Genomic DNA, 19,016 nt, shown 5'->3' with positions numbered 1-19,016 from the left:
AGTACCCGCCCCGGGGTCGGCGGGAGCCGGGGACGCACGACTCGAATAGACTGTTCGACGTGAGGCGAACAAGTAAACTGTACGCAGAACATCGAACACTTTGCAATCGTTCGTCAGGAAGGCCGTCATGACCAGGGAAAACGCAGCGGCAACCGCGCCGCATCGCACTCCACCTGAGCACGTCCATCCCCGGGACGTGGCCTTGGAGACCGCGCTGGCCGCGCTCTCCGACCCCGTACGGCTCACGCTCGTGCGGGAACTGGCCGGAAGTGAGGACTGGGAACGCACCTGCGGCAGCTTCGACGTGCCCGTCCGCAAGGCCGCGCTGAGCCATCACTTCGCGGTGCTGCGCTCGGCCGGGCTCATCGAGCAGCGCGACGCGGGCGCCAAGCGGATCAACCGGCTGCGTAAGGCCGAGTTCGAGGAGTGCTTCCCCGGGCTGCTCGACCTCGTCCTGCGGGACGCTGCCGTGCGACCGGGGCAGCCGGGATAGCGACGCTGCCGTACGGCGGGCGCGGCCGCGGGTCCTCCCCGGGCGTCGCGCCGGCCGCCAGGGCGACGCGCTCGCGCAGCAGCTTCGCCGTGCCCTCCGCGACGGCGCGGTCGACGCTCGGCGTGCCGTACGACAGCGCCAGCCCGAAGGCGCCCCGGAAGGTCGAAAGGTGCAGCACCACACCGTAGTTGGCGCCCGTGCGGTTGACCACCGTACGGAATCCGGTCACGCGCTCCACGTGCGCCCCCAGTGAGGCGTCGACGGGGCCCACGTTCGTGATGCAGATACCCGGTGAGCTGTCGGCCGCCGCCGCGGCCAGGGCCGCCGCGCGGATCTCCCGGTGGTCGCGGACCACCGGCCGCCAGGCGGCGTCGGCCGCGCGGAAGCCGTCACGGTACGCCTGGGCGTGGTCCTTGAAGCCCGCGCCGTCGAGCCGCAGCGGCGCCCGTACGACGCTGATGTAGCAGCCCAGGTCGGTCAGGTGCTCCGTCTCGGCGTAGCGGCGGCGCAGCGAGACAGCGGTGAAGAAGTCGACCTCGTCGCGGCCGGTGGTCAGCGCGAAGGACTCCGCGAGCGCCGTCGCGAAGAACTGATTGATCGTCAACCCACGGCGCCGACAGTACAGTCTGACCGCCTCGGACTCCGTCGGCGACAGGTCGACGGGCACGAACGCGGCGCCTCTTTCCGGCCACGGCGCGCGGACCGCGAAGGGGATCGGGGCCACGGGCGCCTCCGGGACGGCGGCCGCCTTGGGGGTGTCCGTGGCGGGCGTGCGGTACGTCAGCTCGTCGCCGTTGCGGGAGAAGGGCTCCGGCCCGGCGTTCTCGGGGGCGCCGAAGAGCTCCTCAAGCAGCACCCGCAGGGTGCCGCCGGTGGAGTGGCCGTCGGATATCGCGTGGTTGCGGGTGAAGTAGAGGTGGGTCACCCCCGCCCGCTGATCCGCCGCCGCGCGCAGCCGCCACAGGGCGCCGCCCGTCGGCAGGACGTCGTTCAGCTCCTCGCCCTGGAGGTCCTCGGGCGCGGCCCCGGCGGGCAGCGGGCCGTGGCGCAGCTGCTCCGGCTCCGGCGCGGGACCCTCGCGGAACCACAGCGAGCCGTCCCGCTCCTCGATGCGCGCCCGCAGCAGCGGCAGCCGCCGCGCCCACCGGTGGACGGCGGCGCCCAGCTCCGCGTCACCGAACAGGGCGTCGACGCTGACCCAGGTGGTGACCTGCGTGTTTCCCTTCAGCAGGCCATGGGTGTAGGCGAAGGCCGCCTCCACGTCGCTGAGTTTGCGGATGAGCTCCACGGTCACTCCACCGGCCTTTCCGAGCCGTCCCAGGTGATCACGTTGGTCAGGGTCACCCCGTGGCTCGCCACGTCGATGGTCAGCCGGTCGCCGTCGCCGATGCGGAAGCCGGCGTGGAAGCTGCTGCGGTCCGCGCCGATGAAGACGTAGTGCACGCGGCCGGGGTGGTGCAGCGGCGGATAGGAGAAGAGGTGCCGCATCATGCCGTCGAGGCGGTAGGCGAGGGCGTCGGTGCCGGTGGTGAAGCCGCCCTCCCACGCCGTGGCGCCGTCCCGCTCGACGGAGACCTTGCCGGTGACCGAGCGCGGCGGCTCGCCGGAGAAGAACCAGGGGGAGACGGCCGCGTCGCACAGCTTGGCGTACGAGAGGTGGCCGTTGTCGCGCTTGAACCGCCCGATATCCGTGAGGTCGTTGCCGAAGGTGTAGCCGACGTAGCGGGGGACGCTGTCCTCGTCGTCGACGTAGAGGAGGACCACTTCGGCCTCCTCGCACACGGCGATGGCGGCCGCGGGCACGGTCAGCGGGTCGCCGGCGACCTTGAGGGAGGTGCCGAGGCCCTTGAAGAACCAGTTGGGCTGGGGGCGCTCCCCGCCCTCACCGGCCTCGTCGGTCACCTTGACGTTGTGGGTCTGCATAAAGCCGCTGACCAGCGCGTTCCCCAGCTCGGTGGGCAGCAGCGGCGGCAGGTGGCGGACCTCGTGGCGGCGGTCGGCCGGCACGGTGACGGCCGGCTCCTCGGCGGTGACGGCGGCGGCGAACGCGGCCGGGTCGTAGCCGTGGGCCGCCAGCCCCGCGCCGAGGTCGTCACCCGACGTCCGGTAGAGGCGCAGCGGTGCTCCGTCGGCGGGCTCGTCGAAGCCGATGAGCCGCTCGCCCTGGTACGTGCATGCGAAGAACTGTGTCACGGCGGAACGCCCTCCAAGGACGTCGGTGAACTCCCGTCGGGAGCCGGTGGGTTCGGGGGAAGAAGGGGCCCGGGGCGGGCGGTGCGAAGGGGAGGCCGCCCGCCCCGGAGACGAACCGCCACTCACTCCATGAGGATCTCCACGAGCGCGGGCCTGCCATTGGCCTTGATGAACTCGACGGCCTCGCGGACGGCCGGCGCGACGTCGGCGATGGACTCGACCCGCGGCAGCGCGTGGATGTTGTACGACCGCGCCAGCGTCACGAAGTCCACCGGGTTGTCGTAGAAGCTCGTCGCGATGTGCGCGCGGTCGATGTCGCGGTCGCGGTTCCCCGCGATCCGCCGCGCGTGCTGCGTCGAGTTCAGGTACAGGCGGTTGTTCATGACGATCGTCAGCAGCGGGACCTCGTACGCGGAGAGCGTCCACAGGGCGCTGGGGGTGTAGAGGAAGTCGCCGTCGGACTGGAGGTCGATGACGATCTGCCCGTCGTCCTTGTGGGCGAGCGCGGCGCCGACCGACGCGCCGAGGCCGTAGCCGAGGCCGCCGCCGCCGTTGAGGCCGAGGTAGCTCTGCGGGCGCTCCAGCGGCCACAGCTTCTTGACCCAGCCGTCGATGGTGAGGCTGCCGGTGTTGGCCAGCACCCAGGTCTCGTCGCGGACCGCGCGGTGGATCTCGTCCACGGCGGCCGCCACATCGATGACCTCGTTGCCCTTGGCCTCCTCGGCCTGGGCGGCCCACTCAGTGCGGGCGCGCACATGCGCGGCGGAGATCCGCTTGATCCGCTCGTCCCGCCGGGCGGTGAAGGCCGGGGTGGCGAAGGCGGCGTCCTCGACGCGCTCGCGCAGGGCGGTGACGCTGCCGAACGCGTCGGCGGCGACGGCCTGGTCGACCGGCACGAACTGCTGATAGTCCGCGGCCCACTTGCTGGTCAGCAGGTCGTTGGCGCCGATGGTGACGACGTGCGCGCCGTTCGCCGGCTTCCCGTGGTCGTCGAGCTCCAGGAACGAGCCGAGCGCGCCGGCGAGGTCCTGCACCTCCAGGGCGAGCACCAGATCCGCGTCCTTGAGGAAGCCGGCGTCCGCTCCGGAGAGGTTGAGCTCATGGGTGCTGGGGAAGTTCAGCCGGTTGCCGCGGTCGATCACGGCCAGGCCGAGGGACTCGGCGAGCGCGGTCAGCGGGGCGACCGTGCGCGGGTCCTGCCCGGAGAAGTCCGTGATCAGCACGGGCAGTTCGGCGTCCCGCAGCCGCACCGCGAGGCCGTCGGCCGACAGGGCGTCCAGCGGCGGCAGCTCCGTCGCCGCCGCGGCGGACTTCGGCAGCAGCCCTACGCCGTCCTGGAGCGGCTGCTCCTGGATGTCGAAGTCCAGGGCGACGAAGACCGGGGCCCGCATCGGCGTGTTCATCAGCTTGAAGCCGCGGTAGAGCGACTCGACCGTGGCGCGCTGGCTGGTCGGCTGGTCGCACCACTTCACATAGTCCTTGACCACGGACTCGATGTTCTGCGAGGTGTGGATCCAGTCGATCCACGGCCGCCGCTTGCCCGCGTCCAGCGGGCCGTTGCCGCCGAGGACGAACAGCGGCACCCGGTCGCACCAGGCGTTGAAGATGGCCATCGAGGCGTGCAGCAGACCGACGTTGGCGTGCACGAAGACGCCCATGTGCCGGTTGCTCGCCTTGTGGTAGCCGTGGGCGATCGCGACCGCGATCTCCTCGTGGCAGGCCATGACGATCTCCGGGGCGATCTCCGCGTTGTCCTCGTGGACGAGCGAGTCGTGGACGCCGCGGAAGGACGCCCCGGGGTTGAAGGTCACGTAGTCGATGTCCTGCTGGCGCAGGAACTCGACGATCACGTCGGAGAAATACTTGCTCATGCCTCGGCCTTCGTCGCAGCCGCCAGGGGCTGCCATCGGTCGGTGTCCCCGGCGTAGCCGAGCACTGCCCACTCATGGGCGCTGTCGTCGAGAGCCATCCCGAACCCGGCGCCGCTGACGGGCGAGAGGGTGTTGGCCGCGCGGTCCACCACGGGCGGCGGGGTGACGATCATCCGCTCGAAGAAGCGGTCCGACTGGCCCGCCTCCACGGTGATCGCGTCCCGGTGCCGGAAGGCGAGCTGCCGGCCCGCGGCGATCAGCGGCCCGGTCTCGGCGACCTGGACGCCGATCTGGAAGGCGATGCCGTGCTGCCGCGCGAGGTCGATGATCTCCACCGAGTTCAGCAGGCCGCCGCACTTGGCGACGCGGATGTTGAACGCGTCCGCCGCGCCGGTGCGCACCGCCGTGCGGGCGTCCGCCAGGGAGCACAGCGACTCGTCCAGCATGATCTCCACGCCGGTGGCGAGCCGCAGGTCACGAAGCTCCGTCCACGCGCCTTTGCGCAGCGGTTCCTCGATCAGCGTCGCGCCGCAGCCGGCGAGCAGCTCGATGTGGTGGAGCGCGTCGGCGTAGGACCAGCTCATGTTGGCGTCGACCATCACCGGGACGCCGGGGCCCAGCGCCTCGCGCAGCGCGGTGACGGTCCGGGCGTCGCGCTCGATGTCGTCGGACGCCTTGACCTTCACGAAGTGGAACGGGCCGCGGGTCGCCAGGAACTCCTCCACCCCGATGCCCAGGTCGATCACCTGGGACACGGGCAGCGGGCCCCCGGCGGCCCGGCCCGGCCCGGCCGGGCGGATCATCTCGCCCACGCCGAGCCCGAGCCGGTGGCCCAGGAGATCGAGCACCGCGGTCTCCAGCAGACAGATCAGATTGTTCCCGCCGGAGATCCCGAAGGTCCGCGCGAAGCCGTCCCGCCGCAGCAGGCCGAGGAGTTCGGCGCTGTCCTCCGTGCGCAGCCGCTCCAGCAGGCGCCGCACGGGCACCCGCTGGAGCTCCGTGCGCACGCCCTCGACGGTCTCGCCGGTGACGTACGGGCGCGGGGCGCACTCGCCGAGCCCCTCCACTCCGCCGGCCGACAGCCACAGGACGAGGCTGTCGGACCGGCGGCGGCGCGCCGCGGGGTGGTCGAAGCCCACCCGCATCGGCAGCGCCACGTGGTAAAGCCGTGCCTCATCCATGGTGGTCCAGGCCCGGGATCAGGGTGAAGGTGGACGACCAGTTGACGAGGCTGGTGCGGGCCTCGGTGTAGTGCAGGTAGTGCTGGTGGGTGGGGAATTTGATGATCCCGCCGCGCCCGCCCGTCATCTCGATGAACGTCTTGTGGGCGTCGTCGAGGTCGACGATCGGGTCGGTCAGCCCGGAGACGTAGCCCACCGGCACCGGCGGCAGCTCGCGGGCCGGGTCCATATAGAGCCTCTCCAGGCCGAGGAGCGTGGCGCGGGAGCGTCTGGTGAGCTGCCGGACGGCGAGGTCGTCGTTGTCTATGTAGTGCTGGTACTTCACGTTGTCGGTGAAGTCGGAGGACTTCAGCCCCGCGTCCCACAGCTCCGTGCTCGTCTCCTTCGCCAGCGCCTCGCGCTCCTCCTCGGAGAGGGTGGCGTGCAGCTTGCCGAGCCAGGTCGAGCAGAAGACCGCGGAGTCGTAGCGGACGTCGAAGTCCTGATGGTGCATCAGGGCCGCGAGGAACGAGCCGCCCAGGCAGTGCCCGAAGAGCTGGAGGGGCACCTCCTCGCCGATGATGCAGCGCACCGTGGCCAGGGCCGCGGCGTAGTCGCCGAGCACGGTCCCGACGTCCGGGATGTCGTTGCGCTCGCCCTCGCTGATGCCGCTGCCGCGGCGGTCGAGGACGAAGAGCGCGATGTCGTTGTTCGCGTACTGCGGGCCCACCTCCCACAACCAGCCCGCATGACTCTGCAGGCCGTGGAAATAGAAGATCGCACCCTTGAGGTTCTTCGGCCGCCACAGGTGCAGCGCGAGGTCGGCGCCGTCGCGGCGCACGTGGATGATCTCCTTGCGGGTGTTCTGCGGCGGGCGCTTCAGCTCCAGCATGTGTGCCTCTCCCCGGGGTCAGTCGCCGACGATGTCGGCCACGAAGTCGATGTCCTGCTGAAACGGCTTGTACTTGTACTGGGTCGCGTTGCCGGCGGCCCGGCGGCTCTCGACGTACGCGTTGATCGCGTCGTGCGGCACGGTGATCACCTCGATGGGCCGCAGCCGCCCGCTGTCGCGCTTGGCCGCGTACTCGATGTTGATCGTGCTGAGCTCCTGGTCGATCCGCTCCGACAGCGCGGCGTCGATGCCCTTGTCGCTGCCGTGGCTCTCGACGAGGGCGACGTAGTGCGGCGGCTCGCCCCACTTGGGGCCGCACATGTACAGCCCCATGTCGAGGCCGAGGCCCTCGACACCCTGCTGGAGGGCCTGCGTCACCTGGGCCTCGGTGATCTTCTCGCCGGTGAAGGAGTGGAAGACGCCGTCACGGCGGCGGAAGTGGATCCACGGCACGCTGCCCTCGATCCGGTCGACGTGGTAGATGTCGCCGGTCCACAGCCGGTAGAGGCCGTTGCCCTGCGACATGATCAGGTGGTAGTCCTCACCCGCCTCGACCTCGTCGAACAGCAGCGTCTCGACGGCCTCGCCGCGCTCCACCAGCTCACCGAGCGGCACGCTCGCCGGGACGAACTCGTAGAACGCCTGGTTGATCGCGAGCGGCTGGCTGAGCGGGGTGTCGTCCACCGGGATGGTGGTGACGCCCTCGGTGCCGCAGCTCATGAAGGGCAGCTTGGCGACGCCGGGGAAGACCGCGTCGAGCTTGCTCTGGTAGAGCCGGGCGGATGCCGAGAGCCAGCAGCTGTAGAGCGTCAGCGAGGGCCAGACGTCCTTGAGGCTGAAGCCGGGCTTCGCCAGCACCGCTTCGAGGTGATCGGCGGCGGCGACGTCGGGCTCGCCCCACGGCTCGCCCTCCACCGTGCCCTCGCGCAGGTCGCGCACCAGGCTCTTGCCGTGCACCTCGATGAGGTCGCGCAGCGAGATCAGGGTGCTCGGGTTGATCGACGAGATGTAGTGCAGGTTCTTGCCGAGGAGGTGGCGGATGCGGTGGTACATCCGGCCCTCGTGCGTCGTCGGCGTGTCCGGGCCGAACCAGGGCGCCTCGTACCACGGCGGGTTCCAGTCCCGGGTGTTGATCTGCGGGTGCCGGTTGCTGACGGCCTGGTGCTCCACGCCGTGCACGAAGTCGCTGACGTCCTCGCGGACCGTCTGCGTGTCGAGCGTGGCGTAGGGGTGCGCCAGCAGCTCGGGGTGGTGCTCCAGATAGGTGCCCCACATCGCCTTCATCGCCGGGATGCGGTAGGTCAGCAGCCAGTGCAGCGTGTACGGGACGCGCTTCGGGGTGCCGGTCGTGCCGCTGGTCTTGAGCCAGCGCAGCACCGGGCTGCAGGTGAGGGTGCCGCCCTTGGTGCGGGTCTCGCGCTCGATGACCTCGGCGAAGTCGTCGTAGCGCATGATCGGCACCGTCCTGCGGAAGGACGTCGCGTCCTTCGCCAGGGCGTCGTAACCCCGCTCCTTCCAGTGCAGCGAGGCCGCGCTGACACCGATGATGTCGTCGAGCACGCGCTCCTGCGCCACTTGGGGGTTCTTGAGGTCCGCGAGCAGCTGCTCATGGGCCAGCCGGCACTCCTCGATGAAGCGGCCCCGGCGCGCCTTCCAGTGTTTCTGCCAATCCGATATGGACATGTCCACTTCTCTCCGCATGGGTTCGACTGGGTGAGGGAGGGTGAATCAGGGGTCCCGCCGTCGCAGCGGCCGGGCAGGGAAAGGCCGAGCACCGGCGGTGGGGGCCGCCGGTGCTCGGGGGTACGGGGGTGGGCCGCCGGATCCGGGCCGCGCGGTGCGAGTACGGCCGGGCGGGCGCCGCGCCGTCGGGGCGCCGGGCCGGTCAGCGGTCGATGAAGGCCATCATCCGCTCGTTGTAGCGGGGACCGGCCACCTGCGAGGAGGCGACGGCGTCCTCGATCTCGCGGAGCAGCTCCGCGTCGAGCCGGACGTCGGCCGCGGCGAGGTTCTGCTCCAGGTAGGTGCGGCGCTTGGTGCCCGGGATGGGCACGATGTCGTCACCCTGGTGCAGCACCCACGCGATGGCCAGCTGCGCGGGGGTGAGCTCGTGGCGGGAGGCCAGATCCTTGATCTTCGCGGCGATCGCCATGTTGTGGTCGTAGTTCTCGCCCTGGAGCCGCGGGTCGTGGCTGCGGAAGTCGTCCTCGGGGTAGTTCTCGGCACGGTCCACGCCGCCGGTGAGGAAGCCGCGGCCGAGCGGACAGAACCCGACGAGGCCGATGCCCTCGGCACGGAGCAGCGGCAGCACGCCGTCCTCCAGATTGCGCTCCCACACGGAGTATTCGCTCTGGATCACGGACAGCGGGTGCACGGCGTGGGCGCGGCGGATGGTGTTCTCACCGGCCTCGCACAGGCCCAGATAGCGGACCTTGCCCTGCGCGACCAGCTCCGCCATCGTGCCGACGACGTCCTCGATCGGGACGCCGGGGTCGACGCGGTGCTGGTAGAGGACGTCGATGTGGTCCGTCCGGAGCCGGCGCAGCGATGCCTCGACGACCTCCACTATGTGCTCCGGGCGGCTGTTCACCGGGGCGGTGGAGCCGTCCTTCATCTTCATCGGGAAGCCGAACTTGGTGGCGATGACGACCTGGTCGCGCTTGCCCACGAGGGCCTTGCCGAGCAGCTCCTCGTTGTCGAAGGGGCCGTACGCCTCGGCGGTGTCCAGCATGGTGACGCCGAGCTCCAGGGCCCGGTGGACCGTGGCGATCGACTCCTTGTCGTCGGTGGCGCCGTACCACTGGCTCATGCCCATGCAGCCGAGACCGATCTGCGCGACCTCGAGGCCCTGGCTGCCGAGCTTGCGGTGTTCCAGCAACGTGCTTCTCCGTTCGAGAGGTTGTTCTCCGGGTGGCGGTGCGTGCCGATGACGTGCGTGCCGATGACGTGCGCGGTGGTGGGGGTGCGTACGGGTACGGGGAGGGCCCCGGTGCCGTCGGGGGAGTGCGGCACCGGGGCCGGGCGGGTCCGGCCGGCGCGGGGGAGAGCCGGCCGGAGTGTCAGGGGCGCGATCCGCGTACCAGCTCGGCGAGTTCGTCGAGGTCGTACGTGGCGCGCCGGGCGGTGCCGTAGCGGGTGATGCGCCCGCGGTGGGCCCACTGGCGGATGGTGCCCTCGGTGACCCCGAGGGCGAGGGCGGCGACTTGGGTGGGGACGCGACGGGCGCGCTCCGCGGGGGTCATACCGCCGCCACCTCCTTGCGGAGGCCGCCCAGCCGGAGCCACATGCTCGGGGGAAGCGTGTGGCCGGCGGAGCAGACCAGGCCGCGCGGTGCCGCCTTGCCGCTGCCGATCGAGGAGATCGACACCGTGCCGTGGCAGCCCGCCTCGGGGCAGTCGCCTACAGGGGCCTGCTCCACGGGGGCGGGGTCGATCACCCGGCGCATGGTGCCGACGAGCAGCATGATCTCGTCGGCCGCCTCGCCGGCGGCCGGGTGGGCCGCCAGCCAGGCGAGCTGCTCGCGCAGGAACGCGGCCAGCGCCGGGACGGTGCGTGCGGGGGGTGTGGTCAGGGACCGCTCGTCGACGACGAGTTCGGCCCAGGAGACCAGGGTGCACAGGGCGCGGTCGCGGACGCTCGCGGTGTGCGGGTCGATCGGCAGGCGGAGCGTGCGGCTTCCGGAGACGCGCGGTGACATCCAGGCCCGGCCCGGCCCGCCCAGCTCGTGGTCGCTCTCGGCGTAGAGGCCGGGGAGCTCGGCGAGCTGGTCGGCCAGGCGCTCCCGGCAGGGCCCGCAGAGGCGGGAACCCGTGCCGGTGCGCCGGGTGCGGGGGCGGGGGTCGTCGTGGTCCCGGCGGCACCGGGGCGATGCGCACAGGGGGGCGGCGAAGGCGTCCCGGTCCCTGGACACCTGGGCCGGCCGGGATTCCCGTGCGGCGGGGGCCTGCGGGTTGGTCACCAGTCCCATCTCCTGTTCATCCACTGTTAAATACCCTCCCGAAGGAATGTTTTCAGCTTGTGGGTATCCGCTGGGGAGAGTCAAGGGAATTGAGCGAAGGACGCGTTCAACGTCGGGGTCCAGAAGACACAGTGGCTCGCGAAGAAGCGTGACACATGTGCCGCCTGCCGCGCAACCCCCGATTTCCGAGTGCTCGCTGATGGCGTGTCATTCCTGCTCAAGGCGCCTCTCCCCAGGAGCCCAGGGCGAGTTGGGGGTGCGGGCTGAGCAGGTCGAGGAGCATCGCCCAGTCCTCCTCCAGCGGCGAGAGGCGCTCGTCGAGCGCCGGGGCGCCGGGTGCGTAGGGCGCGCCCCAGGCGACCGCCAGGAGCAGTCGCACGATGCGGTCCGGGGTGTACGACGCGAGGATCGCCCCCTCCTCCTGGCCGCGGCGTGCGAGCGCCGCCAGGCAGTCCCTTATCTCCGCCAGCGTCCTGGCGCCCCGGTCCGAGGCGAGCCCCCCGTCCGCCAGCAACCGCAGCGCCGCCCGCATCCGTACATCCGACTCCAGCCTCCTGGCCAGGCTCAATGCCGCCGCCAACAGCGTTGCCGGCGCGGGCCGGTCGAGATCCCCCCACGTCCTGCGGATGTCGTCCCACGCGTCCGCGAAGTGCTGGAGCAGCGCGTGCGCCAGGTCCTCCTTGGACGGGAAGTGGGCGTAGAGGGCGCCCTTCGTCATGCCGATGCGGGTGGCGACCGTCTGAAGGGCGGTATTGGCGTAGCCGCGCAGGGCGAACTCCTCGGCGGCGGCGTTGAGTACATGTTCCCTGGTGCGGCGGGCGCGTTCCTGGATCACCGGGTCCTCCGTTTCTCTTCGTGGCCCCCGTGGTTGCCCAAAAGATACCCCCTGGAAGGAATGTTTTATCCTCCCCCAACGCGGAACGGGCTGGATCTTGGGGGATCCAGCCCTTAGGGGTGCGCATTTGTTTTGTGGGTGCGGGTTGTTTGTGGCTGGGGTTCAAGTGGCCTCAAGCGTCGGCCGGGCTTGGTTTGTGGTGGGTGCCGGGGGTGGGTCTTCCGGGCTGGGGACCTGGAACGCGGTGCGGTGCGGGTCTTGCGCGTTGGGTGCCGTGATGTCGCACCGCGTTCCAGAACCCCACCCTCCAGCCCCACCCCCTCCCACCGGAGGGCAACATTCGGTTGTGGGGCGCGCCGGTCTTTTTCTTCTCAGCCCGTTGGGGTGCTCATTTCAGCCCGTCCGGCGTTTGAGGACAACGCGCGAAGCGTGTTGCGGGGTCTGGGGCGCAGCCCCCCACGCGGCGGAGCCGCATATCAGGTGCAGCCGGGAAGGGGCGGGGCTGGGGAACAAACCAGCCCGTCCGGCGATTGAGGACGCGGCCGCAGGCCGCTCCCGCCGCAGGCGGCAACGAAACCCGCACGCCGCGGGGCCTGGGGCACGCGCCCACCACGCGGCGGAGCCGCACATCGGACGCAGCCGGGGAACAAGCGCCGCAGGACAACCGGCCCGCACCCTAGAGCGGGGTCAGCGAATCCAGCGGGCCCGGCTCCGACGGAAGCCGCAACCAGCCTTCGCTCCGGGCCAGTTCCGTCAGGACAGGGTCCGCGCCCACCATCGCCGCCGTGCCCACCGCGCGGAGCAACGGGAGATCGCTCGCGTGGTCGCCATAGGCGAAGCAGTCCGCAGGGGACGCGGAAGCGGATGCCATGAGCACCGCCGCCGCCTCCCCCTTCGCCTCGCCGATCATGGGGCGGACGATCTCGCCCGTGAGGACGCCGGACTCGTCGACGCGCTGCGACGCGCACAGGATGCGGTCCGCGCCCAGGTCCGCGGCGAGCGGGGCCAGGACGGGCCAGAGGGAGCCGGAGACGAGCACGATCATGTGGCCCAGGGCGCGGTGCCGTCGCAGGGCGGTGACGGCGGGGATGACGAAGGCGTGCGGGTCCGTGCGGAAGGCCGCGTACCACTCGCGGCCCGCCGTCTGGAGCTCGTGGGCCGGTACGCCCGCGAAGCGGCGGTAGTAGGCCCGGTTCAGCTCGCTCCGGTCCTTGCCCGTGAGGGCCGCCGCCTCCAGGTCACAGGTCTCGCCCGGGGGGTGGAGCGCGTCCCACCAGTCGCGGAAGAGCAGCATGCTCTTGCCGTTCAGCAGCGTCTCGTCGACGTCGAAAAAGACCACCGGCCGTACGGTCATGACCCGTTGGCCTCCTTGTCGGTATCGGGGAAGGCGGCGTCGGCGTAGGCCGCGGCGGCCGTGTCGAAGTCCAGCGTCGCGTGCGCGGCCGCGGCGGTGGCGTCGCGCCATTTCTGTTGCAGGGGGTTGCCCTCGGCGAGCGCTCCCGCGCCGGCGCAGTGGAAGAGGCGGTCCACCACCTCCGAGCACAGGGCGGCGGCCATGGCCGCGTCGCGCCTGCACTCGGCGACCACCTCGGGCGTCACCACCGCGCCGTCCGCGCGGTGGGCCACGTCCGTCAGCAGCAGCCGGGCGGCCTTGAGCTTCGCCGAGGACTCGGCGACGAGGTGCCGGGCCGCCGGGGTGAGGGCCGCGGCCCGCCCGTCGGCCCGCTTGCGGCCCGCCGTCACGGCCGTCCACAGGCTGTGGGCGGACTCCGCCGTGCCCAGCAGCGGCGCGGCGAACTGGAGCGCCGCCACCATCGGGAACGGCACGGTGTGACACCGCGCCCCGCCCGGCCGGGGGATCAGCAACTCGCCCAGGGTGAAGGTCCGGTGGGCCGGTACGGACAGCCCGTCCGCCGTGACCGTGTTGCTTCCCGTGCCGCGCAGCCCGAGCGGCCGCCAGGTGTCGAGGACGGTCACCTCGGCCCGTGGCACGGCGAAGATCCGGTGCTCGCGACCCGCCGCGCCCTCGGTCCAGCTGGCCAGCAGGACCCAGTCCGCGTGGTCGACGCCGCTGGCGTAGGCCCAGCTCCCGGTCAGCGACCAGCCGTCCGGGCCGGGCGTCGCCTCGCCCTGCGGGGGGATGACCGACGCGGCGATCCGTACGTCAGGACCGGCGCCCCACATGTCCCGCTGCCCCTGCTCGGGGAGGTAGGAGGCGAGGCGGCCGTGGCCCGCGTACAGCGCGGCGCACCACGCGGTGGAGGCGCAGGCACCGGCGACCGAGGCGGTCGCGGTGAGGAACTCGCCGAAGGTGCCCTCGTGGCCGCCCCAGCGGCGCGGTACGAAGTGCCGGGCGAAGCCGGCGTCGCGCACGGCGTCGGCCGTGGCGGAGGTCAAGTGGTGGTGCTGCTCGGCGAGGTGCGCGTCACGGCTCGCGGTCGCCGGCACCGCCGCCGGGTCGAGCCCGGCGGGCGCGGTGGGTGTCAGCACGTGACGGCCTCCCAGTCCGCGAGGAGCGTCCAGGACGGCGCGGCGCCGATGAAACGGGCGCTCGTCAGCGTCCGGTCGCCCTGCACCGCGCTGACCTCGAACCCGGCGCGTGAGGGGCCCGGTTCCCGCACGGGGCGGACAACGATGTCGATCGGGTGGTCGAGCTCGCCGAAGCAGCTGAACTGGGCCTCCAGCGACGACACCAGCCACGGCGCCAGCCGCGACACCGCGCCGTACTCCCGTACGTACGAGGCGTGGGCCGCCTGGTTCAGCGCCTCCAGCAGCACCATGCCCGGGACGTGGTCGGAGTCGTGGTCGAAGTGGACCGGGTGGGTGCGGTCCATGCGCAGCCGCCATGTGCCCTCGGGGGCGCCCGGCGCCTGGGCGAGCAGCACGTCCCGCCCCTGGCGGCGGCCGACGGCGCCGGGGCGGAGGAGGAAGGTGCCCGCCGCGGGGTTGTCCGTCGCGCACGCCGCGTCGAGCGTGGGGCGGTTGCGCATGCGCAGCGCCTCGTACGCCTCCTGGGGGAGCACGGCCCAGCGGAAGTCGGCGCGGCCGTACCAACGGCCGTGTATGTAAAGGGAGACCGACAGCTGCATGCTGAAGCGGTTCGGCCGGGTGGACGTCCGGACGCAGGTGACGTCGAGGACCACGGGCAGGGCGGCGCCCTCGTCGAACGGCAGGCCCCGGGGGACGATGTCCGCGCTGAGGTGGCTGAGCACGAAGTGCCGGCCCTCGGTGGGAATGCCGTAGAACATGTGCGAGAGATAGATGGCCGACTGCCGCATGGACTCGATCAGCAGCGTCGGGTCGCCGGCCCCGGACGGGCCCGGGAGATAGAGCAGGTGGTCGGGGGACCAGGAGGCCGCCACGAGGAAGTGGTCGTCGCCCACTTGTTCCGCGTCGGTGAGCAGTACCTGGCTGTCGGCGGCCTTGTGGACCAGACGGCGCTCGACGGTGGGAGCGAATCTGAGCCGACGGGTGCTGCCGAGAGCGTTGTTGACGATCTCCGTCGCGTCTACGGCGGTGGTGGCCGGGCGCGGTTCGGCAGCGGAAACGGTGTGAACAGCCTGCACGATTGGACTCCCCCCCTGTGGAGCGCCGACGGGTCTGGCCTCGTCGGTGCGTGCTCCGGGTACGACACTCAGTGCTTGTGCTTGATGAATCAGAAAATATACCTGCGGGAAGGTATATTGCAAGGGAGAGGTTCGGGAGTCGTCGACCGGTCCCCCGGCCGCCTCTCTCCGCCGCTCCGATCGACAGGAGAAGAAGTGACCACCAGGCAGCGCAAGACCCCCGTCCGTGCCACTGCCGACCTCAAGCAGGACCGGGCGATCCGCACCAGGGCGCAGACCCTTCACGTGGCTGCCCAGCTCTTCGCCGAACAGGGCTTCCGGGCCACGTCGATGCAGCACGTCGCCGAGCGGCTCGGGATGACGAAGGGTGCCGTCTACTTCCACTTCCCGACGAAGGAGTCGCTCGCGGTCGCCATCGTCGAGGAGCATTACGGGCGTTGGCCCATGGTGGTGAAGGAGGTGCAGGCGGAGGGCCTGAGTCCGATGCGGACCGCCGAGGAGATCCTCAACCGCGCGGCCGTCGCCTTCCGCGACGACCCCGTCATGCAGGCGGGCGCCCGACTCCAGCTCGAACGCCCGCACATCGACGCGGAGTTGCCCACTCCGTATCTGGAGTGGACCCAGCTTCTGACGTCCTTGCTGGTCACGGCGCGCTACAGCGGCGAACTGCGCCCTGGCATCGATCCTGAGGCGGGGGCTCGGGCGTTGGTGTCGGCGTTCTTCGGGATGCAGCACATTTCTGACGTGCTTGCTCATAGGGCGGACATTGTGGAGCGGTGGAATGAGGTCAGGGATCTGACGTTTTACGCGTTGCGGGCGTAGGTGGCCGGGGGTTGGTTTGTCGCCCGGTGCGGGTTCGTTGTGCTTTCGGGTGCGGGTCCGTTGTGCTTTCGGTGGGGTGCCGGGTGCGGGTTGTGTGTGGTTGCGGTTCGTGTGGCCTCAAGCGCCGGCCGGGCTGGGTTTGTGGTGGGTGCCGGGGGTGGGTCTTCCGGGCTGGGGACCTGGAACGCGGTACGGTGCGGGTCTTGCGCGTTGGGTGCCGTGATGTCGCACCGCGTTCCAGAACCCCACCCTCCAGCCCCACCCCCTCCCGCCGGAGGGCAACGTTCGGTTGTGGGGCGCGCCGGTCCTCTCTTTCAGCCCGCCCGGGGTGCTCGTTGCCGTCCGGGCGCGCCATTCTTTTTCTTCTCAGCCCGTTGGGGGCACCTCCCAGCGGTAGCTGGGGGAGTTTGAGGACGCGGCCGCAGGGCGCTCCCGCCGCAGGCGGCGAACCGGCCCGCAGGTCGGGCGGCGCCCCCCACGCGGCGGAGCCGCACATCAGACGCAGCCGGGAAGGGGCGGGGCTGGGGAACAAGCGCCGCAGGCCAACCGGGCCGCAGCCGGGGGCTGGGGCGCGTGCCCCAGTGCGGGGAGGGCGGGTGGTGAACTACCCCACCGCCGTCACGATCGCCTCGACCGTCGCCTCGCCGCCCCGGCGCGCCGCTTCCGTCCCGCTCCGGATCACCCGGCCCGCCCCCTCGTCGTACACACCGAAGAGCACGCCCGCGTGGTCCGACGCCGGTTCCCACAGCCGTACCGGCCACCCGTGCGCGGACAGCGCGGACGCGAAGGCGCGGGAGTGGTCGGCGGCTACCGCCGTGTCGTTCGTGCCGTGCACCAAGTGGACGGGGACAGGGGGCGCGCCCGGCAGGTCGGTCAGAGGGGGTGTGCCCGTCGTGCGGGCAGGGACGTCGTAGCGGCCCGCTATGCCGATCACCGCTATGGGGCGCGGGCCGGGGCCGGCCGCCAGGGCCACCGCCGCGCCCGCTCCCGCCGACCAGCCGGCCAGCACCAGGCGGGCGGGATCCGCGCCGTGGCGTGCCGCTTCCCGGTGTACGAACTCCAGGGAGTCCAGGAGGTGTTCGGGTGCGCTCCAGTCGGGGGTGAAGACCACCGCTCCCGCCGCAGCGACCGCCTCCGCGACCGGGTACAGGATTTCCCGTTCATCCGCGCCGATGCCGTGCCAGAACAGCACCGCCGGGAGCGGCGCCCGGCCGCCGTGGGCGGGTCGGTGCGCGTCGACGGCCTTGCCGAGCGATGTGCGGGTGGTGGTGCGGGTCACTTCGGTTTCCACGGTCACGAGCTCCATTTCGCGTGCGCCTCTTCGTAATCTTCTCGTGCACGCCCCCCGCGTACCGGAGGGGCGGCACGACACGGGGAGTTCCATGGTCAGCCTTCACGCGTTTCTCGGCATCGCGGCCGTCGAGCTGGGGATGGTGCTCACCCCCGGGCCGAACATGATGTATCTCGTCTCCCGGTCGGTGACCCAGGGGCGCCGGGCGGGGCTGGTCTCGCTGCTCGGGGTGGCGGCCGGGTTCTTCGTCTATCTGCTGGCCGCGGTCGCCGGGATCGCGACGCTCTTCGCGCTCGTGCCGGCTGTTTACACCACCGTGAAGCTCGCCGGCGCCGGCTATCTCGCCTATCTCGCGTGGAAGGCGCTGAAGCCCGGTGGCGTCTCGGCGTTCGACCCGCGGCCGCTGCCTCCGGACAGGCCGCTGAAGCTCTTCACGATGGGGCTGGTCACCAACCTGCTGAACCCCAAGATCGCGATTCTGTTCATCTCGGTGCTGCCGCAGTTCGTCGAGCCCGGCCATGGTTCCGTCGCCCTGCAGAGCCTGCTGCTGGGGCTGACCCTGATCACCATCGCGATCACCGTCAACGGGCTCATCGCGATGTCCGCGGGGTCCATCGCCGGGTTCCTCAAGCGGCGGCCGCGCTGGCTGCGGACGCAGCGCTACTTCATGGGCACCATGCTCGCCGGCATTTCCCTGCGGGTCGCCACCGACTGAGGCGCGTACGTGGACAGAGCCGCCTCCCTTCTCCAGGGAGGCGGCTCTGTCGTTCGTGGGGGGTCAGCTCGCCGTGCGGCGGGCCTCCGTGTGGGCGGCGGCGTGGGCGAGCGTGGCCCGGCTGTTCGCGCCGAGGGCCTGGGTGATGTAGGCGCGGGCGTCCGCCAGTGTGCTGTCCGGGCCCAACGCCTCCTTCAGCGCGGCCGGGTTGAGTACGACGGTGTGCCGGGCGGTGACGTGCGCGCCGAGCTCGTCCTCGCTGAAGGTCCAGCTGCCGCTGTGGCCGAAGAGCAGCGCCGGGGCGGCCGTCTGCTTGTAGACGATCCGCTCACCGGGGAAGCAGAGCCGGATCGACTCGGTGGTGTGCGCGGAGCCGTCCTTCGTCACGGTGTCCATGCGCAGCCGCTGGACGCCCGGCTCCGGTTCGGTGAGGTCCACCTTGCCGACGTGCGGCAGGATCTCGGGCCAGAGATCGGCGCGGTCGATGAACTCGTACGCGTCCGCGGCCGCGCCCGGCATGTCGATGACGTCCTCGAAGGCGAAGACGATGTCGTCGACGGGGTGGCCGAGCTCGGCGATGCGCGCCAGTGCGGCGAGCTCCCTGGGGCTGTTGCGGTCCAGGCCCGCGTTGATCCACTCGATGTCGGCGGGGGCGTCGTCCGCCGTCTGGAACTCGTGGACCAGGAGAACCTCCGTACGCCCGTCGGGCAGCTCCCGGAAGAGCCACTCGCCGCCCATGGACGCGATCGGCGGGCGGCTGTGGTCCTGGGCGAAGGTGACGCGCAGGGCGTCGGGGTCCAGCGTGCGGCGCGAGGTCCAGTTGCGCACCTCGTCGCCCACGACGGCCCACAGCCGGAAGCGCTCGGCCCGGTCGCCCTTCTCGATGTGCCGCACATGGACGCTCGGCCCGAAGACCGCGGGCCAGCGGGTGACGTCGGCGACCAGGTCGTACAGGACCCGGGCCGGTGCGGCGACGACGGCGGTGTGCTCGGTGCGGTGAACGCGCAGGCCCGGCATGAGGCGCCCCTTCCCCAGAGTGGAATTCACTGACGCCGCCGACTATGCGGACCCGTTCTGGAGCGCGCCTGGAGAACCGCTACCGCGGCCCGGAACTCCCGTGGCGCCGCCCCTTATCCCGCGTCCAGGTTCCCTCCAGATGGCCGCCGCAGCCTGATCAGGCCGAGCACGCGGAAGACGGGGAAAGGACCGAACCACAATGT

General features: G+C 71.4%; 18 protein-coding genes. 3 read left to right on the top strand and 15 right to left on the bottom strand.

Annotated elements, in window-relative coordinates:
- Positions 1–127 precede the first annotated feature (127 nt).
- On the top strand, positions 128–493 hold the full coding sequence (locus tag ACH427_RS20245; protein ID WP_398870912.1) for an ArsR/SmtB family transcription factor: 366 nt from the start codon (positions 128–130) through the stop codon (positions 491–493).
- On the opposite strand, the gene ACH427_RS20240 is transcribed toward ACH427_RS20245, so the two are convergent.
- The 13 genes from ACH427_RS20240 to ACH427_RS20180 all read right to left on the bottom strand — a co-directional run bounded on the left by ACH427_RS20240 (position 396) and on the right by ACH427_RS20180 (position 14,968).
- Positions 396–1,781 (bottom strand): hypothetical protein, encoded by a 1,386-nt coding sequence (locus tag ACH427_RS20240; RefSeq protein WP_398870911.1) that lies wholly within the window; start codon positions 1,779–1,781, stop codon positions 396–398. The two genes, ACH427_RS20245 and ACH427_RS20240, sit on opposite strands and share 98 nt — an antisense overlap.
- A gap of 2 nt (positions 1,782–1,783) precedes the next feature.
- Complete coding sequence (locus ACH427_RS20235; RefSeq protein ID WP_398870910.1) at positions 1,784–2,686, bottom strand: FAH family protein; 903 nt, start codon at positions 2,684–2,686, stop codon at positions 1,784–1,786.
- Positions 2,687–2,808: 122 nt separating this feature from the next.
- Positions 2,809–4,557 (bottom strand): thiamine pyrophosphate-binding protein, encoded by a 1,749-nt coding sequence (locus ACH427_RS20230; RefSeq protein WP_398870909.1) that lies wholly within the window; start codon positions 4,555–4,557, stop codon positions 2,809–2,811.
- On the bottom strand, positions 4,554–5,738 hold the full coding sequence (locus tag ACH427_RS20225) for an enolase C-terminal domain-like protein (protein ID WP_398870908.1): 1,185 nt from the start codon (positions 5,736–5,738) through the stop codon (positions 4,554–4,556). The genes ACH427_RS20230 and ACH427_RS20225 overlap by 4 nt, the downstream gene beginning before the upstream one ends.
- A complete protein-coding gene (locus tag ACH427_RS20220) occupies positions 5,731–6,609 on the bottom strand; it encodes an alpha/beta hydrolase (RefSeq protein WP_398870907.1) in 879 nt (292 codons plus the stop codon). The genes ACH427_RS20225 and ACH427_RS20220 overlap by 8 nt, the downstream gene beginning before the upstream one ends.
- Before the next feature lie 18 nt (positions 6,610–6,627).
- A complete protein-coding gene (locus ACH427_RS20215; RefSeq protein WP_398870906.1) occupies positions 6,628–8,292 on the bottom strand; it encodes a GH3 auxin-responsive promoter family protein in 1,665 nt (554 codons plus the stop codon).
- Between the two features lie 202 nt (positions 8,293–8,494).
- Positions 8,495–9,484: an aldo/keto reductase gene (locus tag ACH427_RS20210; protein ID WP_398871118.1), complete on the bottom strand. Its 990-nt coding sequence runs from the start codon at positions 9,482–9,484 to the stop codon at positions 8,495–8,497.
- 184 nt (positions 9,485–9,668) lie between these two features.
- Entirely contained in the window at positions 9,669–9,851 is a 183-nt protein-coding gene (locus ACH427_RS20205) for a hypothetical protein (RefSeq protein WP_398870905.1), read from the bottom strand.
- Positions 9,848–10,567, bottom strand: coding sequence for an OvmZ protein (locus ACH427_RS20200; RefSeq protein ID WP_398870904.1), 720 nt, complete (start codon positions 10,565–10,567; stop codon positions 9,848–9,850). Before ACH427_RS20200 ends, ACH427_RS20205 begins: the two co-directional genes overlap by 4 nt.
- A 217-nt stretch (positions 10,568–10,784) precedes the next feature.
- Positions 10,785–11,402: a TetR family transcriptional regulator gene (locus ACH427_RS20195; protein ID WP_398870903.1), complete on the bottom strand. Its 618-nt coding sequence runs from the start codon at positions 11,400–11,402 to the stop codon at positions 10,785–10,787.
- 676 nt (positions 11,403–12,078) lie between these two features.
- Positions 12,079–12,756, bottom strand: coding sequence for an HAD family hydrolase (locus tag ACH427_RS20190; protein WP_398870902.1), 678 nt, complete (start codon positions 12,754–12,756; stop codon positions 12,079–12,081).
- Positions 12,753–13,892, bottom strand: a complete 1,140-nt coding sequence (locus ACH427_RS20185; RefSeq protein ID WP_398870901.1) for an acyl-CoA dehydrogenase family protein — start codon at positions 13,890–13,892, stop codon at positions 12,753–12,755. The genes ACH427_RS20190 and ACH427_RS20185 overlap by 4 nt, the downstream gene beginning before the upstream one ends.
- Complete coding sequence (locus tag ACH427_RS20180; RefSeq protein WP_398870899.1) at positions 13,886–14,968, bottom strand: ScbA/BarX family gamma-butyrolactone biosynthesis protein; 1,083 nt, start codon at positions 14,966–14,968, stop codon at positions 13,886–13,888. The genes ACH427_RS20185 and ACH427_RS20180 overlap by 7 nt, the downstream gene beginning before the upstream one ends.
- 195 nt (positions 14,969–15,163) lie before the next feature.
- Between ACH427_RS20180 and ACH427_RS20175 the strand changes: the two genes are divergently transcribed.
- Complete coding sequence (locus tag ACH427_RS20175) at positions 15,164–15,790, top strand: ScbR family autoregulator-binding transcription factor (RefSeq protein WP_398870898.1); 627 nt, start codon at positions 15,164–15,166, stop codon at positions 15,788–15,790.
- A 604-nt stretch (positions 15,791–16,394) separates the two neighbouring features.
- Here ACH427_RS20175 and ACH427_RS20170 read toward each other — a convergent pair.
- Positions 16,395–17,081 carry an alpha/beta hydrolase gene (locus ACH427_RS20170; RefSeq protein ID WP_398870897.1) on the bottom strand — a complete coding sequence of 229 codons (687 nt, stop codon included), beginning with the start codon at positions 17,079–17,081 and terminating at the stop codon, positions 16,395–16,397.
- Between the two features lie 91 nt (positions 17,082–17,172).
- On the opposite strand from ACH427_RS20170, the gene ACH427_RS20165 reads away from it, so the two are divergent.
- On the top strand, positions 17,173–17,796 hold the full coding sequence (locus tag ACH427_RS20165) for a LysE family translocator (RefSeq protein ID WP_398870896.1): 624 nt from the start codon (positions 17,173–17,175) through the stop codon (positions 17,794–17,796).
- A 63-nt stretch (positions 17,797–17,859) separates the two neighbouring features.
- On the opposite strand, the gene ACH427_RS20160 is transcribed toward ACH427_RS20165, so the two are convergent.
- On the bottom strand, positions 17,860–18,813 hold the full coding sequence (locus ACH427_RS20160) for an aromatase/cyclase (protein WP_398870895.1): 954 nt from the start codon (positions 18,811–18,813) through the stop codon (positions 17,860–17,862).
- Positions 18,814–19,016: the final 203 nt, after the last annotated feature.

This window comes from Streptomyces sp. NPDC020379, from assembly GCF_044387105.1.
GTDB lineage: Bacteria > Actinomycetota > Actinomycetes > Streptomycetales > Streptomycetaceae > Streptomyces.
The sequence above is the reverse complement of the archived record's forward strand: the minus strand, read 5'-3'. Positions and strand labels throughout refer to the sequence as shown.

Bases quoted from the DNA above. Each gene is read 5' to 3' on its own strand.
- ACH427_RS20245 (WP_398870912.1), top strand. From the start codon at position 128: ATGACCAGGGAAAACGCAGCGGCAACCGCGCCGCATCGCACTCCACCT.
- ACH427_RS20230 (WP_398870909.1), bottom strand. From the start codon at position 4,557: ATGAGCAAGTATTTCTCCGACGTGATCGTCGAGTTCCTGCGCCAGCAG.
- ACH427_RS20225 (WP_398870908.1), bottom strand. From the start codon at position 5,738: ATGGATGAGGCACGGCTTTACCACGTGGCGCTGCCGATGCGGGTGGGC.
- ACH427_RS20220 (WP_398870907.1), bottom strand. From the start codon at position 6,609: ATGCTGGAGCTGAAGCGCCCGCCGCAGAACACCCGCAAGGAGATCATC.
- ACH427_RS20215 (WP_398870906.1), bottom strand. From the start codon at position 8,292: ATGTCCATATCGGATTGGCAGAAACACTGGAAGGCGCGCCGGGGCCGC.
- ACH427_RS20205 (WP_398870905.1), bottom strand. From the start codon at position 9,851: ATGACCCCCGCGGAGCGCGCCCGTCGCGTCCCCACCCAAGTCGCCGCC.
- ACH427_RS20190 (WP_398870902.1), bottom strand. From the start codon at position 12,756: ATGACCGTACGGCCGGTGGTCTTTTTCGACGTCGACGAGACGCTGCTG.
- ACH427_RS20165 (WP_398870896.1), top strand. From the start codon at position 17,173: ATGGTCAGCCTTCACGCGTTTCTCGGCATCGCGGCCGTCGAGCTGGGG.
- ACH427_RS20160 (WP_398870895.1), bottom strand. From the start codon at position 18,813: ATGCCGGGCCTGCGCGTTCACCGCACCGAGCACACCGCCGTCGTCGCC.